We start from the raw sequence: 21,009 nt of genomic DNA on the forward strand, positions 1-21,009 counted from the left end.
CCGGGCCATTGTGGTCCGGAAGAGAGTGATCCGACCTAGCTGGATATAGCTTCTGGAATGACCGATCCGGTGTTCTTCGCGCCATCACGCCGGTATACGGCAGGCGAAGTCGCGAATCTGACCGGCTCGGTGCTCGTCGATGCCGGCCAGTCCGATATATCGATCGAAGCCTTGGCGCCGGCAAGCGAAGGCGGCGAGCATGCGCTTGTCTTCGTCGATGGCAGACGCAACTTCGCGCTGATGCAATCGCTGCGGGCAGCGGCGGTTCTCTGCCCCGCCGAGTTTGCCGGCAAGGCCCCGGCAGGCATTGCCGTCCTGGTCCATCCGCGCCCGCAACAGGCTTTCGCGATGGTTGGACGCCTTCTTTTCCCGGCGGCCGCGACACCGGCGCCGCTGACCGGTGAAACCGGCATCTCGCCGCATGCGCATATCGATCCATCGGCGCATATCGAAGCCGGCGCGATCGTCGAGGCCGGCGCGGTCATCGGCCCCCGCGCTTCTGTCGGCAGCGGAACCGTCATTGCTCCTCATGCCGTTATCGGTCCTTCCTGCCAGTTCGGCCGCGACGGCTATGTCGGCCCGGGCGCCAGCATCCAGTACGCGCTGATCGGCAACCGCGTCATCGTGCATGGCGGCGCCCGCATCGGTCAGGACGGTTTTGGCTTCGTGGCCGGCGCCAAGGGCCCGGAACGCGTTCCGCAAATCGGCCGGGTCATTATCCAGGACGATGTCGAGATCGGCTCGAACACCACGGTCGATCGTGGCGCCATGTCCGACACGATCATCGGTCAAGGCACCAAGATCGACAATCTGGTGCAGATCGCTCATAACGTCCGCATCGGCCGCAATTGCATAATCGCCGGCCTTTCGGGTATTTCCGGTTCCGTAACGGTGGGCGACAACGTCACCATGGGTGGCGGTGTCGGCCTTGCCGATCACCTGACCATCGGGACGGGGGCCAAGCTTGCCGCAAGAAGTGGGTTCATGAGCAACGTCCCCGCAGGCGAGATTTGGGGAGGGTATCCGGCACAGCCGATGGCGGAAGCCATGCGGGAGATTGCCGCTTTGCGAAGACTGGCCAGGGCGCGGAAATCGAGCAACGGGGGAAATAGCTGAGATGGCGGCGACAACGCTCGAAGCGGTCGACATATTGGGGCTGATGAAGCTCCTGCCGCATCGCTATCCGTTCCTGATGATCGACCGCATCATCGACATCGACGGCGACGAGTCCGCTATCGGCGTCAAGAACGTGACCATAAACGAGCCGCATTTTCAGGGTCATTTCCCGGATCAGCCGGTCATGCCCGGCGTGCTGATCGTCGAGGCGATGGCGCAGACGGCCGGCGCCATCTGCATCCGCAGTCTTGGCACCGAAAAACCATCGCTGGTCTATTTCCTGACCATCGACAACGCCAAATTCCGTAAACCGGTCGTTCCGGGCGATCAGTTGAAAATCCATGTCAAGAAAATCAAGAAACGCGGCAATCTTCTCAAATTCGGCTGCGAGGCTCTGGTCGACGGCGTCAAGGCCGCGGAAGCGGAGATCTCGGCGATGATGGTGGCGAGCGCCTGACGATCGAATGCTCATGAAAATTCAGACAGTCATCCATCCATCGTCGGTCATCGAGGCAGGCGCTAAAATCGGCGTAGGCGTCCGCATCGGGCCGTTCTGCCACATCAGTGCCGACGCGGTGATCGGCGACCGCGTCGAACTGGTCAGCCACGTCTCGGTGTTGGGCGCGACCACCATCGGTGCGTCGACCAAGGTCTATCCGATGGCGATACTGGGCGGGCCGCCGCAGAACACCAAGCACAAGGGCGGCCGCACCACGCTGGTTATCGGGGAGAACTGCACGATCCGCGAAGGCGTGACCATGCATCTCGGCACCGATTCCAGCCGCGGCGAGACGACGATCGGCGATAACGGCAACTTCCTTGCCTACGCTCACATCGCCCATGACTGCGTCGTCGGCAAGAACGCCACCTTCGCCAATCAGGCGACGCTGGGCGGCCATTGCGAGATCGGCGACAACGTCTATATCGGCGGCCTCACCGCTGTTCATCAATTTGTCCGCGTCGGCGACAATGCGTTTCTCGGTGGTTGCTCGGCAATCGTTGGCGATGTCATCCCCTATGCCATCGCGGTCGGCAATCGGGCGAGCCTTCGCGGCCTCAACATCATCGGCCTGAAGCGCGCCGGGCTGCCGCGCTCCGAGATCCATATGCTGCGCAAGGCCTACAGGACGATCTTCGATCGCTCCCGAACCGTCGGCGAGAACATCGAGTTCGCCAAGGCGGAATTCGCCTCGTCGCCGACCGCCATGAAAATCATCGATTTCATCGCCAGTCGCGGCAAGCGGCACTACGCCGTCCCGTCGCTCAAGGCTGGCGACGGCGAGAATGCCGATGACGAAGATTAGGGGCAGATGACGAAGACTGAGGCCACCCGGATGGGCCTTGATCTCGCGCCGGACGCCAAGGTCGGCATCATCGCCGGCGGCGGCAGTCTGCCGGTCGAAGTTGCCAGGGCCCTTGCCCGGCAAGGCAAGTCTCCCTTCGTGGTGATGGCGGCGGGCGAGGTCGACCGCATATCAGACTTCGACGACTATGAGCAGGCGACCTTGAGGCTGGAGGATGTCGGCTCATTGCTGCCGACGCTCAAAAGTCATCATGTTACCCATCTGGTGACCGCGGGCCATATCACACGCCGCCCTAGGCTGAGCGCCATGCGCCTTAATTTCGGCCTGCTCGCTTGGGTGCCCAGCCTTCTTGTCGGTGTAACCCAAGGCGACGACACCGTGCTGAAACTGTTCGTGCGAAGGATCGAGCGCAGCGGCATCAAGGTCGTCGGCGCCCATGAGATCGTGCCGGAACTGGTCGCAGCCGAAGGGGCGCTGACCAAGGCGGCGCCGCGAAAATCCGACTGGCGCGACATCGAAGCGGCGCATGCTGCGGCAAAGGCCATCGGCGCGCTGGATATCGGCCAGGCGGCTGTTGCGGTCGGTGGCCGCGCCATCGCGCTGGAAGGCGTCGAGGGAACCGACGGATTGCTCGAGCGAACAAGGCAGTTGCGCGGTCATGGCAGGTTGGCTGGCAGAACGCGCGGCGTCCTGGTCAAATGCGCCAAGCCCGGCCAGGAGCTGCGCGCCGATCTGCCTTCCATCGGGCCGCAGACGGTAGATGCGGCGCATGCCGCCGGACTTGCCGGTATTGCCGTCGAAGCCGGCCGCTCGCTAATTCTGGAAGGCCCCGCCGTCGTCGCCCGCGCCAATGCGCTCGGCCTGTTCGTGGTCGGCCTGCCTGCTGCGGAGCCGGCGCATGGCAAATGAGAAACCGCTGAAGATCGCCATCGTCGCCGGCGAGGAGTCCGGCGACCTGCTTGGCGCCGACATCGTGGAGGCGCTCAAGCGCGCGACCGGACGCGAGGTTCGGCTCGTCGGCATTGGTGGCCGCCATTTGCAGGCGCTCGGCCTCGCTCCGCTCTTCGACGGCGCCGAGATCGCGCTTACGGGATTGAGCGCCATCCTGCGTGACCTGCCGCGCCTGATGCGGCGGATCAGCCAGACAGCCAGTGCGGTCGCCGGCGAAAAGCCCGACTGCCTCATCACCATCGACAGTCCGGATTTTTCGCTGCGCGTGGCGAAGAAGGTTCGCGCCGCCGATCCCGCAATCCCGATCGTCCACTATGTCTGCCCGAGCGTCTGGGCGTGGCGGCCGGGCAGGGCGGTGGCGATGAAGCCATATGTCGACCATATCCTTTGTATCCTGCCTTTCGAGGTGAAGGAACTCGCCCGCCTCGGCGGACCGCCCGGAACTTATGTCGGTCATCGCCTTGCGCATGATCCTGGCGTGCTCGGCGCAGCCAAGGCGCAAAGCTCGCCGCGCGACCTGTCCGAAGATCGCGTAAAGACACTGCTTGTGCTGCCCGGCTCGCGTCGCGGCGAGGTGCGACGCCTGGTCGACCCGTTCGGCAAGACGGTCTCGATCCTGCGCGCGCGCGGGCATCGCTTGCGCCTGCTGTTGCCGACGGTGCCGCATGTTGCCGACCTGGTCAGGGCTTCGGTGGCAAGCTGGGACGAGAAGCCGGAGATCATCCTTGATCCCGAACGCAAATGGCAGGCTTTCGGCAAGGCCGATGCGGCGTTGATCGCGTCGGGAACGGTGTCGCTGGAACTGGCGCTGTCGGGTGTGCCGATGGTCTCCTGCTACCGCTTCGATCCGGTCATGCGGATGGCCCAGAGCCTGATCACCGTATGGAGCGCCGCCTTGCCCAATCTTATCGCCGACCGCCCGGTCGTGCCGGAAAGCTACAACGAATATGTGCGGCCGCACTATCTGGCGCGGCAGTTGGAGGCGCTATTTGCCGATACCCCCTATCGGGCATGGCAGAAGGACGGTTTTGCCGAGGTGGCCAGACGCATGGCCGTCGACAGAGCTTCTGGCGATATCGCGGCGGAGGTGGTGATGGGCATGGTGAATGGTAAATAGTGAATGGTGAATAGCCTGGCTATGGACGCCTGAGTGGCGCGCCGTTACTTCCATTCACCATTCACCATTCACCATTCACCGCTTGGCGATCGGCACGTAGTCGCGTTCCGGCGCGCCTGTATAGAGCTGGCGCGGGCGGCCGATCTTCTGATGCGGATCCTCGATCATCTCTTTCCACTGCGCGATCCAGCCGACGGTGCGGGCGACCGCGAACAGCACGGTAAACATGGTGGTGGGGAAGCCCAGCGCCTTCAGCGTGATGCCGGAATAGAAATCGACATTCGGATAAAGCTTCTTCTCGATGAAATAAGGGTCGGTCAGCGCGATCTTTTCCAGCTCCATGGCGATGTCGAGCAGCGGATCGTCCTTGATGCCGAGTTCGCCCAGAACCTCATGCGCGGTCTTCTGCATGATCTTGGCGCGCGGATCGTAATTCTTGTAGACGCGGTGGCCAAAGCCCATCAATCGGAACGGATCGTTCTTGTCCTTGGCGCGGGCTATGAATTCCGGGATATGGTCGACATGGCCGATCTCGCCCAGCATGTTCAAGGCCGCCTCGTTGGCGCCGCCATGGGCCGGCCCCCACAGACAGGCGATGCCGGCGGCGATGCAGGCAAAGGGATTGGCGCCCGACGAGCCGGCGAGGCGGACGGTCGAGGTCGAGGCGTTCTGCTCGTGATCGGCGTGCAGGATGAAGATGCGCTCCATCGCACGCGCCAGCACCGGGTTGATCTTGTATTCCTCGCACGGCACGGCAAAGCACATATGCAGGAAGTTGGCCGCGAAATTCAGCTCGTTCTTCGGGTAAATGAAGGGCTGGCCGATATGGTATTTGTAGGCCATCGCCGCGATCGTCGGCATCTTGGCGATCAGCCGCATCGATGCGACCATACGCTGATACGGGTCCGAAATGTCGGTGGAATCGTGATAGAAGGCCGACAGCGCGCCGACCACGCCGCACATCACGGCCATCGGGTGCGCGTCGCGGCGAAAGCCGGTGAAGAAGCGCGACATCTGCTCATGCACCATGGTGTGGCGCGTCACGCGGTAGTCGAAGTCGTCCTTTTGCGCCTTGGTCGGCAATTCGCCGTAAAGCAAGAGATAGCAGACTTCGAGGAAGTCGCCATGCTCGGCCAGCTGGTCGATCGGATAGCCGCGATGCAAAAGGATGCCGGCATCGCCATCGATGAAGGTGATTTCCGACTCGCAGCTTGCCGTCGACGTGAAGCCGGGATCGTAGGTGAAGGCCCCGGTGGTGCTATAAAGCGAGCCAATGTCGATGACATCAGGTCCGACCGAGCCGCTTCGCACCTTCAACTCGTGAGTTTTACCACCGAGTTCCAGTTTTGCAGTCGACGCGTGGGTTTTGCCGCCAAATTCCAGTCTTGTCGCAGCTTCGGACATTGCAAACTCCTTTTTTGTTTCTTCATGCCGGCAAAGGCGAAATATCCGCAACGCAACACGTCGAAAGCATTCGAATGCTCGTGTTTGCGCCCGCAATTGGATTTGCGTGCCAAATTGGGCCAGAACCTAATGTTGCACTGCGAAAGCCGCCTTTCAATGCCAATCTTTTTGGGCCAGTTCTCCTAATCGATTTGATCGGCGATGCGCGCCAGGCTTTCCTCGCGGCCAAGCACGGCAAGCACATCGAACACGCCCGGCGAGGTGCTTTTGCCGGTGAGCGCGGCCCGCATAGGTTGGGCCACGGCGCCGAGTTTCCGGTCGCCGGCCAGCGCATATTCGCGGATCGCAGCCTCCGCCGCAGCGGCCGTCCAGTCGCCTGAAACCGCCTTCAGTGCCGCGTGGGCGCCCCGCAGGATCTCACGCGCTTCACCACCGAGCAGCGCCGCCGCCTTCTCCTCGATCGGTAGCGGCCGCTGGGCGAACAGGAAGGCGGCACCGTCGGCCAGCTCGACCAGCGTCTTGGCGCGCTCCTTCAAGCCGGGCAGGGCGGCAAGCAACTGCGCCTTGCTCTTGTCGTCGAGCCGCGCGGCGATCGCTGGTCCGCCTTCGAGATAGGGCAAGGTGGCGATGAAGATATCGAGCAATTCGGCGTCGTTCATCCGACGCATGTGCACGCCGTTCAGCGCCTCGAGCTTGGCGAAGTCGAAGCGGGCGGCTCCCTTGTTGACGTCGCCTATGTCGAACCACGCAACCATGTCGGCGATCGACATGATCTCGTCGTCGCCGTGGCTCCAGCCGAGCCGCGCCAGGTAGTTGAGCAGTGCCTCGGGCAGGTAGCCCATGGCGCGATAGGCTTCGACTCCGAGGGCGCCATGCCGCTTCGACAGCTTGGCGCCGTCGGCGCCATGTATCAGCGGGATATGCGACATCGACGGCACCTCCCAGCCCATGGCCCGATAGATCACCGTCTGGCGGGCGGCGTTGGTCAGATGGTCGTCGCCGCGGATGATGTGGGTGATGCCCATGTCATGGTCGTCGACGACGACGGCATGCATATAGGTCGGATTGCCGTCCGAGCGCAGGATGATGAAATCGTCGAGATCCTTGTTGGGGAAGCGCACCTCGCCCTGCACTCGGTCATGCACCACCGTCTCGCCGTCGGTCGGCGCCTTGATGCGGATGGCACCCTTGGCGCCGGCCGGCGCCTCCGACGGGTCGCGGTCGCGCCAGCGGCCGTCATAGCGGGGCGGCAGCCCCTTGGCCCGTGCGCTCTCGCGCATCGCCTCCAGCTCGGCCGGCGTCGCATAGCAGTAATAGGCCTTGCCGAGGCGCACCAGCTCCTCGGCGACCGCGCGATGGCGCGGCGCGCGCTCGAACTGCGATACCGGCTCGCCGTCCCAAGTGAGGCCGAGCCAGGAGAGCCCATCGAGAATGGCGGCGGTTGCCGCGTCGGTCGAACGCTCGCGATCGGTGTCCTCGATGCGCAGCAGCATCGTGCCGCCGGTGTGTTTCGCATACAGCCAGTTGAACAGCGCCGTGCGCGCCCCGCCAATATGCAGGAAGCCGGTGGGCGAGGGGGCAAAACGGGTGACGACCTTGTCGGACATGGAACTCTCGGGGCAAGCGCAGGAAACGGATGTGGCGGTGCGGACTTTCGCGCGTCGCGCGTTCATGTAGCATAGGAGGTCAAGGGCGCAAGGGGCAGACCCGATGGCTGGACCAGGCCGCGATGCGGACGAGAGCGACGGCGCGGTCAGCAGCGTCAGCGAACGGTCGCTGTTTGCCACATCGGTGCCTGTCATACCGGCGCCGGATTCGCTGCCACGCCTTGATGTCAGCCCCTGGCCCCCTCAGGGGCTTGCAACGGTCCCGAGCCCGAAGATCGGCCCTGCCCTTCGCCTGCGCGGACACCTTCGCCGTCTTTCGCCGTCCGGCATCCGCAACAGCGTGGTCTCCGCGGCCAGCCTGGAAATCGACCGTGGCGTCGCCTTCTTGCTGGTGCCGGTTTTCCTGGCATGCGGGGTGATCTTCTATTTTTCATTGGCGAGCGAACCGGACTTTTCGCAACCCATCGCCGTCGTCGTCCTCACGGCATTGTGTGCGGCCGCCTCGCGCTCATGGCGCAAAACGCATCTGTGCTTCGTGGTGACGCTGCTGTGCGCGCTCGGCGTGCTCGCCGCCAAGGTCGAGACATGGCGCGCGGGAACGCAGATGCTCGGCTCGGAAATCCCGACCCGGCTGACCGGCCGTGTCGTTAGCCTCGACCGGATGGCGAACGGTCGCATCCGGCTGACCATCGATGTGATCTCGACCGCCCGGCCAACGCTGCGCTACATGCCGGCTCGGATTCGCGCTTCGGCGATGAAGATACCGCCTGAGATGACCGCCGGATCAAAAGTGACCGGCTATGTCAGGCTGCTGCCACCAACCGGCCCGGTGCGGCCGGACGGCTATGATTACTCGTTCGACAGCTATTTTGCCGGCATCGGCGCCAGCGGCTTTTTCCTTGGCACGCCAAAGGTCATTCCCCCGAATGGTTCACCAGATGGGACACCGCTTGCTGCGCGTCTTTCTTCCGCAGTCGAGAACGCGCGGGAGAGCATCGCAGTCCATGTTCGCAGTCAAGTTGGCGGTGCCGAAGGCGAGATTGCCGCCGCGCTGATTGTCGGCGTGCGCGCTGGCATTCCCGAAGAGATCAACGAGGCGATGCGGCGCACCGGCATCTATCACATCATCTCCATCTCCGGCCTGCACATGGCGCTGGTTGCCGGCACGGTCATGGCGCTGCTGCGCGGCGCCTTTTCGCTGTTTCCCGATTTCTCCTCGCGACGGCCGGTCAAGAAATACGCGGCCGCGGCCGCGCTTTTTTCGATTGCAGCCTATCTCATCATTTCGGGCGTCGTGGTCGCGGCCGAACGCAGCTTTATCATGCTGGCGGTGATGCTGATCGCCGTGCTGTTCGACCGGGCGGCGCTCACCATGCGCAATCTGGCGATCTCGGCGATTGCCGTCATCGTCGTATCGCCGCATGAGGTTGTCGGGCCGAGTTTTCAAATGTCCTTCGCCGCGACCGCGGCGCTCGTCGGCGCCTATGCCGGCTGGTCCGACTACCGAGCAGGCAGGGCCACCGCGCCACCGCCGCGACGATCGCCGCTCGGCTTCGTCACGCGAAAATTCCTGGTGGCGATGGGCGGCCTTGCCATGACCTCCATCATCGCGGGAAGCGCGACGGCGCTTTTTGCCATATGGCATTTCCAGCGGGTCTCGCCACTCAGCCTGTTCGCCAATCTGGCGATCATGCCTGTTGTTTCGCTGGTGGTCATGCCTTTCGGCGTTCTTAGCGCTCTGGCGATGCCGTTCGGTGCCGACGGGCCTTTCCTCTATGTGATGGGCAAGGGGCTGTCAGCGATGATCGTCCTATCCGGATGGATCTCGGAGCGCTCGCCCATCGACGCGGTCGGGCTGATTTCGATGCAGTCGGTCCTGCTGGCGACGATCGCTCTTGTCATCGCGACCATGGCGACGACCTGGCTGCGGCTCGCGGCGCTTCCTTTTGCGCTTGCCGGCCTGCTGACGATTTCCGACACACGCACGCCCGACGTGCTGATCTCGGAGAATGCGCGACTGGTCGCTCTGCCGGTCGGCGGCGGTGAGCTTGCCGTCAACCGGGCGCGCCCGAACGAATTTACCATCGACAACTGGAAACACGCCCTGAAGGCCGAGACGATCATCATGCCGGAGACATTCGCCAAGACGGATATACAATTCGACATCACCGATCCGGCAGACCTGCCGCCGGGCGCGCCTTTCTACTGCACCGCCGGCCTGTGCCTTGCCCGGCATCCGTCCGGTGCGATCGTCGCGCTCGCCGACGACCGCAAAACCGCGCGGCCAGCCTGTGCCTTTGCGGACTTGATCGTCATCGACGATGCGACAGCCTATTATGATCCCTGCCGCAATCCGCTGGTCCTCGTCGTGACCAAACGGCAACTCGCTCGCATGGGCAGTGCCGCCGTCTTCTTCGATCCGCAATCGGCGACGACGCGCGCAAAAATTCGTTTCGCCGTCGAAGAACCGTACCGGCCCTGGCATGTACAGCGACAGTTTTCTCGAGAGGCGAGGGGGCTGCCGCCATACCGCGAGGCCGAAAAACCCAAAAAAGCCGCCGCTCAGTAACGCCGAATCAATCCGACGAGCTTGCCCTGCACCTTGACCCGGTCAGGCCCGAAAATGCGCGTCTCATAGGCCGGATTGGCGGCTTCCAGGGCGATCGAGGCGCCTTTGCGGCGGAACCGCTTCAGCGTCGCTTCCTCCTCGTCGACCAGGGCCACGATGATCTCGCCGGGCTGGGCGGTGTTGGCGTTGCGAATAATGACCGTGTCGCCGTCGAAAATGCCGGCCTCGATCATCGAATCACCCTTGACCTCCAAGGCATAATGCTCGCCGCCCATGATCATGTCCGGCGGCACCGAGATCGAATGCGTCTGGTGCTGGATGGCATCGATCGGCACACCGGCAGCGATGCGGCCCATCACCGGGATGGATACGGTGGCAATGACGTCGTCGTCATTGCCGGCCGCAGGCATGCGTGAAGGCGCTGGCTTGACCTGTCGTCCGAGGTTGCCCTGACCAAGACTGCCTTGAATGACGCTCGGCGAGAATTTGCGCGCCGCATTGAGACCGGGCGCGATCGAATCGGGCAGGCGCAGCACCTCCAGCGCGCGGGCGCGGTTGGGCAAGCGGCGAATGAAGCCGCGCTCCTCCAGCGCCGTGATCAGCCGATGGATTCCCGACTTGGAGGCGAGGTCGAGCGCTTCCTTCATCTCGTCGAAGGAAGGCGGAATGCCGCTTTCCTTCAGCCGTTCGTGGATGAACATAAGCAGTTCATGTTGTTTGCGTGTCAGCATCGCGACCCCCAACAGAATCAAAAAACAAACCCAGAACAAACACTATCTGTTCCAGTTGTGTTCCGCAACCGTTTAAAGTTTAATGAATCTGTTGACGTTTTGTTCAGCGTAGCATCAGCACGCTGCAGGCAGCGCCCGTCGTGGCTGCGGGAGCGAATGGCTCGCGCACGATCAGCCCGTTGGCGTCGGCCAGCATTCTGAGCATCGAGGAATCCTGGATGCCGAACGGCGTCGCCTCAAGCAAGCCGGCTTCTTCCTTCACCATGGCGCGTACATAGTCCTGCCTGAGATCGTTGGCCGGCATCGCAGCACCCAGCCGCGCCTCACGGATGTCCTGCCGGTAGGCACGGCCGCCGAGCCGTGCAAGCAGCGGCTTCAGGAAGAGCTGCGTGCAGACCAGGCTCGCCACCGGATTGCCGGGCAGGCCGATGCAGCGGATGCCGCCCAGCCGGCCGAACATCAGCGGTTTGCCGGGCCGCATGGCGATCTTCCAGAAATCGAGCGTCATGCCTTCGCCGGTCAGCACGTCATGAACGAGGTCGTGGTCGCCGACCGAGGCGCCGCCCAACGTGACGATGACGTCGGCTCCTGCGTCGACCGCTTTTTTCACCAGCGCGGCGATCGCCTCCTTGCGGTCTGCGGCGATGCCGAGATCGAGCACACGCGCGCCGACCGAGCGGGCCGCGGCGGCGACGCCATAGGCATTGGACGAGATGATCTGGTCTGGGCCGAGGTCGCTGCCCGGCGGCAGCAATTCGTCGCCGGTGGCGATGATGGCGACCAGCGGCCGTTTCACCACGCTGACCTGCGGATGGTTGGCTGACGCCGCCAGTGACAAGGCCGCCGGATCGAGCAGGCGGCCTTTCCCCAGCAGAACGTCGCCCTTTGAGAAATCGAGCCCGAGGCGGCGGATGTTGCGGCCTTCAACCGTCGATGCGGTCACTTCGATGCTGCCGCCGCCAAGGTCGCGGACATTCTCCTGGATGACGATGGTGTCAGCGCCTGCGGGAAGCGGCGCGCCGGTGAAGATGCGCACGGCCTGCTTCTCACCGACCGTCCCGGCGAAGCCGCGGCCGGCCGGCGCCATGCCGATCACCGAAAGCCTTGCGGGTACGGACGCGACATCGGCGGCCCGCGCGGCATAGCCGTCCATGGCGGACGCGTTGAAGGGCGGCTGGGTGCGGAGCGCCACGAGCGGCTCCGCCAGCACGCGGTCGGCGGCGGCTATCAGGGCGACGCTTTCGGCTTGCGAGGGCGCAGCACCTTCAAGCAGGCGCTCGAGCGCCTCGGTGACCGGAAGCAGCGCCATTATTGCCCAGCCCCTTGGGCGCCCACCTTGTAGTCGCCGGATTTGCCGCCGGTCTTTTCCACCAGCCTGATGCCGGAGATCACCATGGCCCGGTCGACCGCCTTGGCCATATCGTAGATGGTCAGGCAAGCGACCGAGACGGCGGTCAGCGCCTCCATCTCGACGCCGGTCTTGCCGGTGACACGGGCCAGTGCCGTGACCCTCAGGCCGGGCAGCGTCGCGTCCGGTTCGATCTCGACGGATATCTTGGTCAACAGCAGCGGATGACAGAGCGGGATCAGCTCATGCGTCCTCTTGGCCGCCATGATGCCGGCGATGCGCGCCGTGCCCAGCACGTCGCCTTTCTTGGCATCGCCGTCGACGATCATCTTGAGCGTCTCTGGCAGCATCGAGACAAAGCCCTCGGCGACCGCCGTGCGCGTCGTCTCAGCCTTGTCACCTACATCGACCATATTGGCTTCACCCTGTGCGCCAAGATGGGTGAGGGCAGGCGTCATATCAGATCGCCTCTGCCGGCGCCTTGCCCGTCAAAAGCAGGCGCGTTGCGGCGGCCACATCCTGTTGCCGCATCAGGCTCTCGCCGACGAGGAAGGTGCCGATGCCGCTTTTTTCCAGCTTGCGGCAGTCGTCATGCGAGAAAATACCACTCTCGCTGACCAGCAGGCGGTCGGCCGGCACCATCGTCGCCAACCGCTCCGAGGTATCGAGACTGGTTTCGAACGTCCGGAGGTTGCGGTTGTTGATGCCGATCAGCCGCGACGACAGTTTCAGCGCGCGTTCCGTCTCGGCCTCGTCATGCACCTCGACCAGCGCGTCCATGCCGAGCTCGAAAGCCGTCGCTTCGAGGTCCCTGGCCACGGCGTCATCGACGCTCGCCATGATGATCAGGATGGCGTCCGCGCCCCACGCACGGGCTTCGAACACCTGATAAGGCTCGAACAGAAAATCCTTGCGCAAAGCGGGCAATGTCACGGCGCCGCGCGCATCGGTAAGGAATTCAGGCGCACCCTGGAAGGACGGCGCGTCGGTTAGCACCGAAAGGCAGGCGGCACCACCTTTCGCATAGGCTCTGGCCAGCGCCGGCGGATCGAAATCGGCGCGGATCAGGCCCTTGGACGGGCTCGCCTTCTTGATCTCGGCGATCAGCGCGAAACTGCCGGATTTGCGTTTGGCTTCAAGGGCCGAGAGAAAGCCGCGTGGCGCCTCTGCATCCTTCGCCCGCGCTTTGATCTCAGCAAGCGGCACGCGCGTCTTCGCCGCCGCGATCTCCTCGCGCTTGTAAGCTTCGATCTTGCGCAGGATATCAGACACGGCTCTATCCGTTCGAAATCTCGACCAGTCGGTCGAGCACCTTCAGCGCGCGGCCGCTGTCGATGGCTTGCGCCGCCGTCGCCACGCCGTCGGCAAGCGTCGTCGCCTTGCCCGCCACCACCAGTCCGGCGCCGGCATTCATCAGCACTGTGTCGCGATAGGCGCCGGCAGCGCCGCCCAGCATGTCACGCAGCGCCTGGGCGTTGTAGGCAGCGTCGCCGCCGCGCAACTCCTCCTTGGTATGACGCTTCAGCCCGACCGCTTCCGGGGTCAGCGTAAAGCTTCGGATCTCGTCGCCGACCAGCTCGGCCACCTCAGTCTCGCCGGTGGTGGTGATTTCATCATAGCCGTCGCCATGGGCGACCCAGGCATGGTCGGCGCCCAGCGCCTTCAGCGTCTCGGCCACCGGCATGATCCATTCCGGCAAGAACACGCCGACCATCTGCCGGCTTACACCAGCCGGATTGGAGAGCGGGCCGAGCAGGTTGAAGATGGTGCGGGTGCCGAGTTCAACGCGGGTCGGGCCGACATGCTTCATCGCCGGATGATGCGCCGGTGCGAACATGAAACCGACGCCTGCGTCGTGGATGCAGCGGCCGATCGTTTCGGGCGGGATATCGATCTTGACGCCGAGCGCCGTCAGCACGTCGGCGGAGCCGGTCTGCGAGGACAGTCCGCGGTTGCCGTGCTTGGCGACCGGCACGCCGCAGGCGGCGATGACGACGGCGGATGCGGTCGAGATGTTGACCGAGTGCGAATTGTCGCCGCCGGTGCCGACGATGTCGACCGCGCCAGCGGGGGCGTCGACCCGCAGCATCTTGGCGCGCATGGTGGCGACGGCGCCGGAAATCTCGCTCACCGTCTCGCCGCGCACGCGCAGCGCCATCAGGAAGCCGCCGATCTGGCCGGGGGTAGCGTCGCCCGACATGATGATGTCGAAGGCTTCGCGCGCCTCCTCGAAGGAAAGGGCGGTGCCGGCGGCGACCTTGGCGATATGGGGCTTGAGCGTGCTCATCTGGTCAGGGCTTGGGCAATGGCGGTCTGGTCGACGCGAACGTCGTATTGCGTCTGCAGCTGCGCCACCAGCTGGCCGAGCAGGTCGTCGGACATACCTGACGTAAAGGACTTCTGCGCGTCGTCCGGCACCAAACTGGCGTCAGCTCCGGCAGGTTCGAAGACTTCGGCGATCTTGAACAGAATCTGTCCGTCGCCGGTGGGCGAGGGGATCAGCCCGGTCCCGCCTTCGCCTTCGCCGAACATCGCCGCGGCTCCTTCCTTGCCGAAATCGACGTCGTCCGCCTCGCGCTTGACGCCGCGCTTGGTCTGCTTCTCGAGCTTGAGCTCGCCCGCGATCACATCGAGCGTGGTGCCGGCCTCGAGGCGTTTTTCGAGTTCGTCCGCTTTTGCGGTGAGCCGCTTGGTCGTTTCCGCCGCCGTCCAGTCGGTCACCACCTTCTGGCGGACTTCATCCAGCGTGCGGTCGCGGGCCGGCGTGATCGAATCCACTTCGTAGAACACGAAGCCGTTGTTGGCTGTGGTGAGGTCGGGATTTTCGGTGCCGGGCTCGGCGTCGAACGCCGCCTTGATGAGCTCCGGCGATTCCGGCAGATCCTCGACGATGGTGCCGTCCGGCCTCTGGCCGGTGCGATCGATCGCGTCGATGGTGACGACCTTCAGCTTCAATTTTTCGGCTGCTTGCGCAAGCGTGCTGCCCGAAGCGCGGATATCTTCGTAGTTGTCATGCACGTCCAGCAGAATGCGGTTTGCCTCGCCCAGCGCCAGATTCTTGCGGATCTCGGCGGACACCTCGGCCAGTGGCTTCACCACTTCGGGCTTGATGTCGGTGACGCGCAGCAGCACCGAACCGAAGGCGCCCTGCACGACCGGGCTGACCTCGTTGACGTTGAGCGCAAACGCCGCGTCCGCCACCGCCTTGTCGGCAATCTTGTCCTTGGCCAGCGTGCCGAGCAGCGTGTCGGCTGGCGTCTTGCCCTCGGCGGCCACGATCTTGTCGAAGGTCGCGCCGGTCTTGAGTGAATCGAGCGCGGCCTTCGCGGCATCTGGCGTCTTGAACACGAGCTGTTCGATGGTGCGCAATTCCGGCGTGGTGTAACGTCCCTTGTTCTTGTTGTAGTCGTCGCTGACCTGTTGGTCGGATACGGCACTCAAATCCATGATATCTTCGGGCTCGAGCCTGACATAGGAGAATTTGCGGTACTCAGGCGCCGCATAGGTCTTCTTGTTTTCCTCGAAATAGGCCGAAAGCGCACTGTCTGATGGTGCTTCAATCGGCTCCACCAGCGATTTCGGCAGGATCAGATAGTCGATGGTGCGGTCTTCGCCACGATAGAGCGCGACCGCCTTGAAGAAGGTGTCCGGAGTCTTGAGGCCATCCGAAACCGCCTCGACGATCTGCTGGCGCACAGCCACCTGGGCGCGATTCCTCAGATAGTCTTCCGGCCGCATACCGACCTGTTGCAGTATGTATTCGAAAGTTCTTCTGTCGAATTTGCCGCCGGGGCCTTTGAAGGCCGGATCTTCATGGGTGAGTTGGGCGAGCCGGTCCTTGGACAGCCCAAGCCCGAGCTTGCGGGCCTGCTCATCGAGGACTGCACCCGACACGAGTTGCGCCAGCACCTGGTTGTCTAGGCCGAGCGCCGTCGCCTGCTCGCGGCTGATGCGCTGGCCGAATTGCTGTGACATTACGCTGATCTGGCGGTCATAGGCGAGGCGGTACTCGTTGATCGACACTTTGGTGCCTCCGGCCGTGATCGCGGCGTCGTGGCCCGCGAAACCGCCCACCAGCTGCCCGGAAATGCCCCAGACGAGGAAGCTCAACACCAGCAATATCAGCAGCGCCTTCGCGACCCAGGTCCCTGCTGCGCTTCTCAAGATACTAAGCATGCCCAATTCCGATTTTTGCGCATTTTCGCATGCGCCGAGTCTGAAACAAGCGCAATAGCGTCCTTCCGGGCCACTGTCGATTGCTTTGTGGGCTGAGTTTGGTAGTGAGGACGCAGCCGAATATTGCCCGGAGAAGCAAATCCCATGACACCAGGAATCCGCCCGCTGGTCGCAGGCAACTGGAAAATGAACGGTACCAGCGCCTCGCTCAACGAACTCAGGATGATCGGCAATGGCTTCATGAGCGGGCTCGATGCGGAGACCGAAGCACTGGTCTGCGTTCCGGCGACGCTGCTTGCGCATGCCGCGGAGATATTATCGCGCACGCCGGTCCGGGCAGGGGGCGAGGACTGCCACGCCAAGGAGAACGGCGCCCATACCGGCTGTATTTCGGCCGAGATGCTGAAAGATGCAGGTGCCAGTCACGTCATCGTCGGTCATTCCGAACGCCGCGCCGACCACCACGAGGACGACGCCATTGTGCAGGCCAAGGCATCCGCCGCATGGCGTGCCGGGCTGGTGGCCATCATCTGCATCGGTGAGACGAGAGCCGAACGCGAGGCGGGCGCTACGCTCGACGTGCTGTCGCGCCAGGTGGCCGGCTCGGTGCCGCCCAATGCCACGGCGTCGAACACCGTCATAGCCTACGAACCGGTGTGGGCGATCGGCACCGGGCTGACGCCGACCGCCGCCGACGTGGCCGAAGCGCATGCGCATATTCGCGAAAAACTGTCGGAGAAGCTTGGCAGCGCGGCGGCGAAGATGCGCATCCTCTATGGCGGCTCGGTCAAGCCGTCGAACGCGGTCGAACTGCTTGGCGTGAAAAATGTCGACGGCGCGCTGGTCGGTGGTGCCAGCCTGAAGGCGGCGGACTTTCTCGGTATTGCCGAAGCCTATCGAAATATCTCGTAGAATCCGAAGCCCGTCAGCGGCTTCGGACGAGCTGTGCCGAGGCGGAAATCGTTGCAAAGGGCGCATCGCTTCCCATATTCCGGCCACGGGCTTGGAAATGCCGTCAAAGCATTGTATTGAGCCGCCTCCAAATAACCGGCCGTATCCGCGGCCGTGCAGGGCTTTGCCAGGATAAATTATGGAAACCATACTGATCGTCGTCCACCTCATGGTCGTGCTCGCTCTTGTCGGCGTGGTGCTGCTGCAGCGCTCCGAAGGCGGCGGCCTTGGCATCGGCGGCGGGTCGGGCTTCATGACCGCGCGCGGCGCCGCCAACGCGCTAACGCGGGCGACGGCGATCCTGGCTGCGGCGTTCTTCGCCACTTCGCTGACATTGTCGATCGTCGCCCGTTACGGCGAGAAGCCGATCGATATTCTCGATCGTGTGCCCGCGGCGAACGGCGCGAGCGGCGGCGTGCTCGACCAGTTGCCCGGCACCACGACGCCGACGCCACCTTCTGGCAATACCGCGCCGACGCCACCTTCCGGCAATACGGCACCAACACCGCCTTCCGGCGATGATGCCGCGGCCCCGGCTCCCGCTGCGCCGCCAGCGGCGGGCTCGACCACGCCGCCGGCCACAAACGGCGTCACTCTGCCAGTAACGCCGCAAGTTCCAAACCAGTAATCGGCAGCGTTCGGCGCCGCGATCTGTTGTTGTTTGAACACAGTCGCGGCAAATGCCGCACGATCACGAAGATTCGACCGGGCGCGGCATGACAGGGCGCTTGAGGCGTCTCCGGCTAATCGATTATAGGTTGCGCGCGGCACTATCGGGGTCCTTGGGGGACGCCGGGCGACGCCGTGGGCAACAAGCATAGAACGATCGGATCTTCGCCATGCAGCTTCGCAGCTTCATTTTAGCCGGCCTATGTGCCGCGCTCAGCCTGGGTGCGCCCGCTTACGCGGCCATGCCGGCCGGTAATTCGGCTTCTAAAGCCGCAGTAACAACTGACGTCGTCTACGTCGCCGCCAAAAGCGATGCGGCGCAACTGAAGCTCCTCAAGAAGAAGAAAGACCCGACCCCGGACGATCTTGCCCAGATCAGGAAGATCGAAGCAAAGATCGCGGCCGACAAGGAGGCCGCTCGAGCCAAGGCGGTCGAGTCCAGGAAGCTGGCGATGCGCGCGGCGGCCAAAGCCAAGGCCGACGCGGAACGGCAGGCGTTTCTTGCCAAGAAGAATAAGCCCGCTGCGCTGGCCGACGCCAAGCCGGCTAGGAAGGCCGTCAAGATCATCGAACCGGTTCAACCCATCGCACCGATCCAGTCGGCCGAGCCGGTTTCCGCCGAGGCGATGAACGTCGCGCTGACCGGCAACAACGGCGAATTGCGCAGCGAGCCGGTTGGACAGAAGCCGCAGAGCGTCGGGCTCTTCGCCGGCCTGTTCGGCGGCACGTCCTCTTCGATGTCGCTGCTCCCCGAGACCCGCGCCCTCGATGCCGCACTCGCCAGGAAGGAAGCCAAGCGGCAGTTCAAGGTGAAGCCGGAGTTCGTGCCGCAAGAGGTCGAATTCACCGGCTACAGTCCCGGCACCATCGTCATCGATACCAGCGCGCGCCGTCTCTATCTCGTCGAATCCTCGTGGACCGCCCGCCGTTATGCGATCGCCGTCGGTCGTGAGGGCCTGCAGTTCAAGGGCACGGTCGCGGTCGGCGACAAGCAGGAATGGCCCCGCTGGATTCCGACGCTCGATATGCAGAAGCGCGAGCCGAAGCACTACGGCCAATACAAGGACGGCATGCCCGGCGGCGGCGAAAATCCGCTCGGCGCGCGCGCCATTTACCTTTATGACGGCAAGAAGGACACCCATCTGCGCATTCACGGCACCATCGCGCCGCAGTCGATCGGAACGAGCGCCTCCAACGGCTGCTTCCGCATGATCAACGAGCACGTCATGGACCTTTATCGCCGGGTGAAAGTAGGCACCAAGGTCGTCATTATCTGACGTTTTAACGGATACTGCCGAAAGGGCCGGCTCAGCCGGCCCTTTCATTTTTGGCTCGTCCACCATCAGCGCATTCTTGGGAAAAATCCTTCGCGGCGGTTTTTTCTCTGGCGGAATCAATTCGGCCGCGTTAAGCGATGACTCCCATGGCGCGATATGTATTCATCACAGGCGGCGTGGTTTCCTCACTTGGAAAAGGCATTGCTGCGGCCGCCCTTGGGGCTCTCTTGCAGGCGCGAGGCTATCGCGCGCGCATAAAAAAGCTCGATCCCTATCTCAATGTCGATCCCGGCACGATGTCGCCATACCAGCATGGCGAAGTCTTCGTCACCGACGACGGCGCCGAGACCGATCTCGATCTTGGCCATTACGAGCGCTTCACCGGCCGCTCGGCCAACCAGCAGGACAACATCACCACCGGCCGCATCTACAAGAACATCATCGAGCGCGAGCGGCGCGGTGACTATCTTGGCGCCACCGTGCAGGTCATTCCGCACGTCACCGACGAGATCAAGAATTTCATTCTCAACGGCAATGACGACTATGATTTCGTCCTGTGCGAGATCGGCGGTACCGTCGGTGACATCGAGGCGATGCCGTTCCTGGAGGCGATACGCCAGCTCGGCAACGATCTGCCGCGCAACAACGCCGTCTACGTGCACCTGACGCTTATGCCCTACATTCCAACGGCGGGGGAATTGAAGACCAAGCCGACCCAGCATTCGGTCAAGGAATTGCGGGGCATCGGCATTGCGCCCGACATTCTGCTGGTCCGCGCCGACCGCCCCATCCCCAGGGAAGAGCGCCGTAAACTGTCGCTGTTCTGCAATGTGCGCGAGAGCGCGGTCATCCAGGCACTCGACGTGCCGCACATCTACGACGTGCCGATGGCCTATCACAATGAAGGGCTGGATTCGGAAGTGCTGGCCGCCTTCGGCATCGATCCGGCGCCGAAGCCGCGCATGGAGCCCTGGCAAGCGGTGTCCAACCGCATCCACAACCCGGAAGGCGAGGTGACCATCGCCGTCGTCGGCAAATACACCGGCCTCAAGGACGCCTACAAATCGCTGATCGAGGCGCTGTCACATGGCGGCCTCGCCAACCACGTCAAGGTCAAGCTCGACTGGATCGAGAGCGAGATATTCGAGAAGGAAGATCCGGCGCCGTGGCTGGAAAAGGTCCATGGCATTCTGGTCCCTGGTGGTTTCGGCGAGCGCGGCGCGGAAGGCAAGATCCTGGCGGCAAAGTTTGCGCGTGAACGGAAGGTGCCGTATTTCGGCATCTGCTTCGGCATGCAGATGGCCTGCATCGAGGCGGCGCGTTCGCTGGCCGGCGTCGAACATGCCTCATCGACCGAATTCGGCCCCACCGAGGAACCAGTCGTCGGCCTGATGACCGAGTGGCTGAAAGGCAACATGCTGGAAAAGCGCAGGGAAACCGGCGACCTCGGCGGCACCATGCGGCTCGGCGCCTATCAGGCGGACCTCGCCAAGGGCTCGAAAATCGCCGACATCTACGGTGACACGCAGATTTCCGAGCGCCACCGCCACCGCTACGAAGTCAATATCGACTACAAGGAGCGGCTCGAGGATTGCGGCCTGGTCTTTGCCGGCATGTCGCCGGACGGCGTGCTGCCGGAAACGGTCGAATACCCCGACCATCCCTGGTTTATCGGCGTGCAGTATCATCCCGAGCTGAAAAGCCGGCCACTCGACCCGCACCCGCTGTTTGCCAGCTTCATCGAGGCCGCAGTGGAACAGTCGCGACTGGTTTAGGCTGGCCACCGGCC

The 21,009-nt window shown here is 63.6% G+C and carries 18 protein-coding genes; 10 read left to right on the forward strand and 8 right to left on the reverse strand.

The window, feature by feature from the left end; genetic code table 11:
- Positions 1–57 precede the first annotated feature (57 nt).
- From lpxD to lpxB, 5 genes are read left to right on the forward strand one after another with little or no spacing between them, the layout of a single operon-like run.
- Positions 58–1,116, forward strand: a complete 1,059-nt coding sequence (gene lpxD, locus EJ066_RS23105; protein WP_126042023.1) for a UDP-3-O-(3-hydroxymyristoyl)glucosamine N-acyltransferase — start codon at positions 58–60, stop codon at positions 1,114–1,116.
- Positions 1,109–1,573 (forward strand): 3-hydroxyacyl-ACP dehydratase FabZ, encoded by a 465-nt coding sequence (gene fabZ, locus EJ066_RS23110; protein WP_126044015.1) that lies wholly within the window; start codon positions 1,109–1,111, stop codon positions 1,571–1,573. The genes lpxD and fabZ overlap by 8 nt, the downstream gene beginning before the upstream one ends.
- 13 nt (positions 1,574–1,586) lie before the next feature.
- The gene (gene lpxA / locus EJ066_RS23115) at positions 1,587–2,420 is read left to right on the forward strand and encodes an acyl-ACP--UDP-N-acetylglucosamine O-acyltransferase (RefSeq protein ID WP_126042025.1); all 834 of its coding nucleotides are present in this window, start codon (positions 1,587–1,589) and stop codon (positions 2,418–2,420) included.
- 6 nt (positions 2,421–2,426) lie between these two features.
- The gene (gene lpxI / locus EJ066_RS23120; RefSeq protein WP_126042027.1) at positions 2,427–3,329 is read left to right on the forward strand and encodes a UDP-2,3-diacylglucosamine diphosphatase LpxI; all 903 of its coding nucleotides are present in this window, start codon (positions 2,427–2,429) and stop codon (positions 3,327–3,329) included.
- On the forward strand, positions 3,319–4,488 hold the full coding sequence (lpxB, locus tag EJ066_RS23125; protein WP_126042029.1) for a lipid-A-disaccharide synthase: 1,170 nt from the start codon (positions 3,319–3,321) through the stop codon (positions 4,486–4,488). The genes lpxI and lpxB overlap by 11 nt, the downstream gene beginning before the upstream one ends.
- Before the next feature lie 75 nt (positions 4,489–4,563).
- On the opposite strand, the gene gltA is transcribed toward lpxB, so the two are convergent.
- Together gltA and gltX are read right to left on the reverse strand one after the other, a co-directional pair.
- The gene (gltA, locus tag EJ066_RS23130) at positions 4,564–5,892 is read right to left on the reverse strand and encodes a citrate synthase (protein WP_126042031.1); all 1,329 of its coding nucleotides are present in this window, start codon (positions 5,890–5,892) and stop codon (positions 4,564–4,566) included.
- Positions 5,893–6,074: 182 nt separating this feature from the next.
- Positions 6,075–7,499, reverse strand: coding sequence for a glutamate--tRNA ligase (gene gltX, locus EJ066_RS23135; protein WP_126042033.1), 1,425 nt, complete (start codon positions 7,497–7,499; stop codon positions 6,075–6,077).
- 103 nt (positions 7,500–7,602) lie between these two features.
- On the opposite strand from gltX, the gene EJ066_RS23140 reads away from it, so the two are divergent.
- Entirely contained in the window at positions 7,603–10,068 is a 2,466-nt protein-coding gene (locus EJ066_RS23140) for a ComEC/Rec2 family competence protein (protein WP_126042035.1), read from the forward strand.
- On the opposite strand, the gene lexA is transcribed toward EJ066_RS23140, so the two are convergent.
- The 6 genes from lexA to EJ066_RS23170 all read right to left on the reverse strand — a co-directional run bounded on the left by lexA (position 10,062) and on the right by EJ066_RS23170 (position 16,323).
- The gene (gene lexA, locus EJ066_RS23145) at positions 10,062–10,799 is read right to left on the reverse strand and encodes a transcriptional repressor LexA (protein WP_126042037.1); all 738 of its coding nucleotides are present in this window, start codon (positions 10,797–10,799) and stop codon (positions 10,062–10,064) included. The genes EJ066_RS23140 and lexA overlap by 7 nt on opposite strands.
- Positions 10,800–10,902: 103 nt before the next feature.
- Entirely contained in the window at positions 10,903–12,108 is a 1,206-nt protein-coding gene (glp, locus tag EJ066_RS23150) for a gephyrin-like molybdotransferase Glp (RefSeq protein WP_126042039.1), read from the reverse strand.
- On the reverse strand, positions 12,108–12,605 hold the full coding sequence (gene moaC / locus EJ066_RS23155; protein WP_126042041.1) for a cyclic pyranopterin monophosphate synthase MoaC: 498 nt from the start codon (positions 12,603–12,605) through the stop codon (positions 12,108–12,110). The genes glp and moaC overlap by 1 nt, the downstream gene beginning before the upstream one ends.
- A gap of 1 nt (position 12,606) precedes the next feature.
- A complete protein-coding gene (trpC, locus tag EJ066_RS23160; protein ID WP_126042043.1) occupies positions 12,607–13,419 on the reverse strand; it encodes an indole-3-glycerol phosphate synthase TrpC in 813 nt (270 codons plus the stop codon).
- A 4-nt stretch (positions 13,420–13,423) separates the two neighbouring features.
- Positions 13,424–14,434 (reverse strand): anthranilate phosphoribosyltransferase, encoded by a 1,011-nt coding sequence (gene trpD / locus EJ066_RS23165; RefSeq protein WP_126042045.1) that lies wholly within the window; start codon positions 14,432–14,434, stop codon positions 13,424–13,426.
- The gene (locus EJ066_RS23170; RefSeq protein ID WP_126042047.1) at positions 14,431–16,323 is read right to left on the reverse strand and encodes a SurA N-terminal domain-containing protein; all 1,893 of its coding nucleotides are present in this window, start codon (positions 16,321–16,323) and stop codon (positions 14,431–14,433) included. Before EJ066_RS23170 ends, trpD begins: the two co-directional genes overlap by 4 nt.
- A 144-nt stretch (positions 16,324–16,467) precedes the next feature.
- Between EJ066_RS23170 and tpiA the strand changes: the two genes are divergently transcribed.
- The 4 genes from tpiA to EJ066_RS23190 all read left to right on the forward strand — a co-directional run bounded on the left by tpiA (position 16,468) and on the right by EJ066_RS23190 (position 20,995).
- Positions 16,468–17,235, forward strand: a complete 768-nt coding sequence (gene tpiA / locus EJ066_RS23175; RefSeq protein ID WP_126042049.1) for a triose-phosphate isomerase — start codon at positions 16,468–16,470, stop codon at positions 17,233–17,235.
- Positions 17,236–17,413: 178 nt separating this feature from the next.
- Complete coding sequence (secG, locus tag EJ066_RS23180; protein WP_126042051.1) at positions 17,414–17,902, forward strand: preprotein translocase subunit SecG; 489 nt, start codon at positions 17,414–17,416, stop codon at positions 17,900–17,902.
- 211 nt (positions 17,903–18,113) lie between these two features.
- Positions 18,114–19,220, forward strand: a complete 1,107-nt coding sequence (locus EJ066_RS23185; RefSeq protein ID WP_126042054.1) for a L,D-transpeptidase — start codon at positions 18,114–18,116, stop codon at positions 19,218–19,220.
- Positions 19,221–19,357: 137 nt separating this feature from the next.
- Entirely contained in the window at positions 19,358–20,995 is a 1,638-nt protein-coding gene (locus EJ066_RS23190; protein ID WP_126042056.1) for a CTP synthase, read from the forward strand.
- Positions 20,996–21,009: the final 14 nt, after the last annotated feature.

It is taken from the genome of Mesorhizobium sp. M9A.F.Ca.ET.002.03.1.2 (genome assembly GCF_003952365.1).
Classification (GTDB): Bacteria; Pseudomonadota; Alphaproteobacteria; order Rhizobiales; family Rhizobiaceae; genus Mesorhizobium.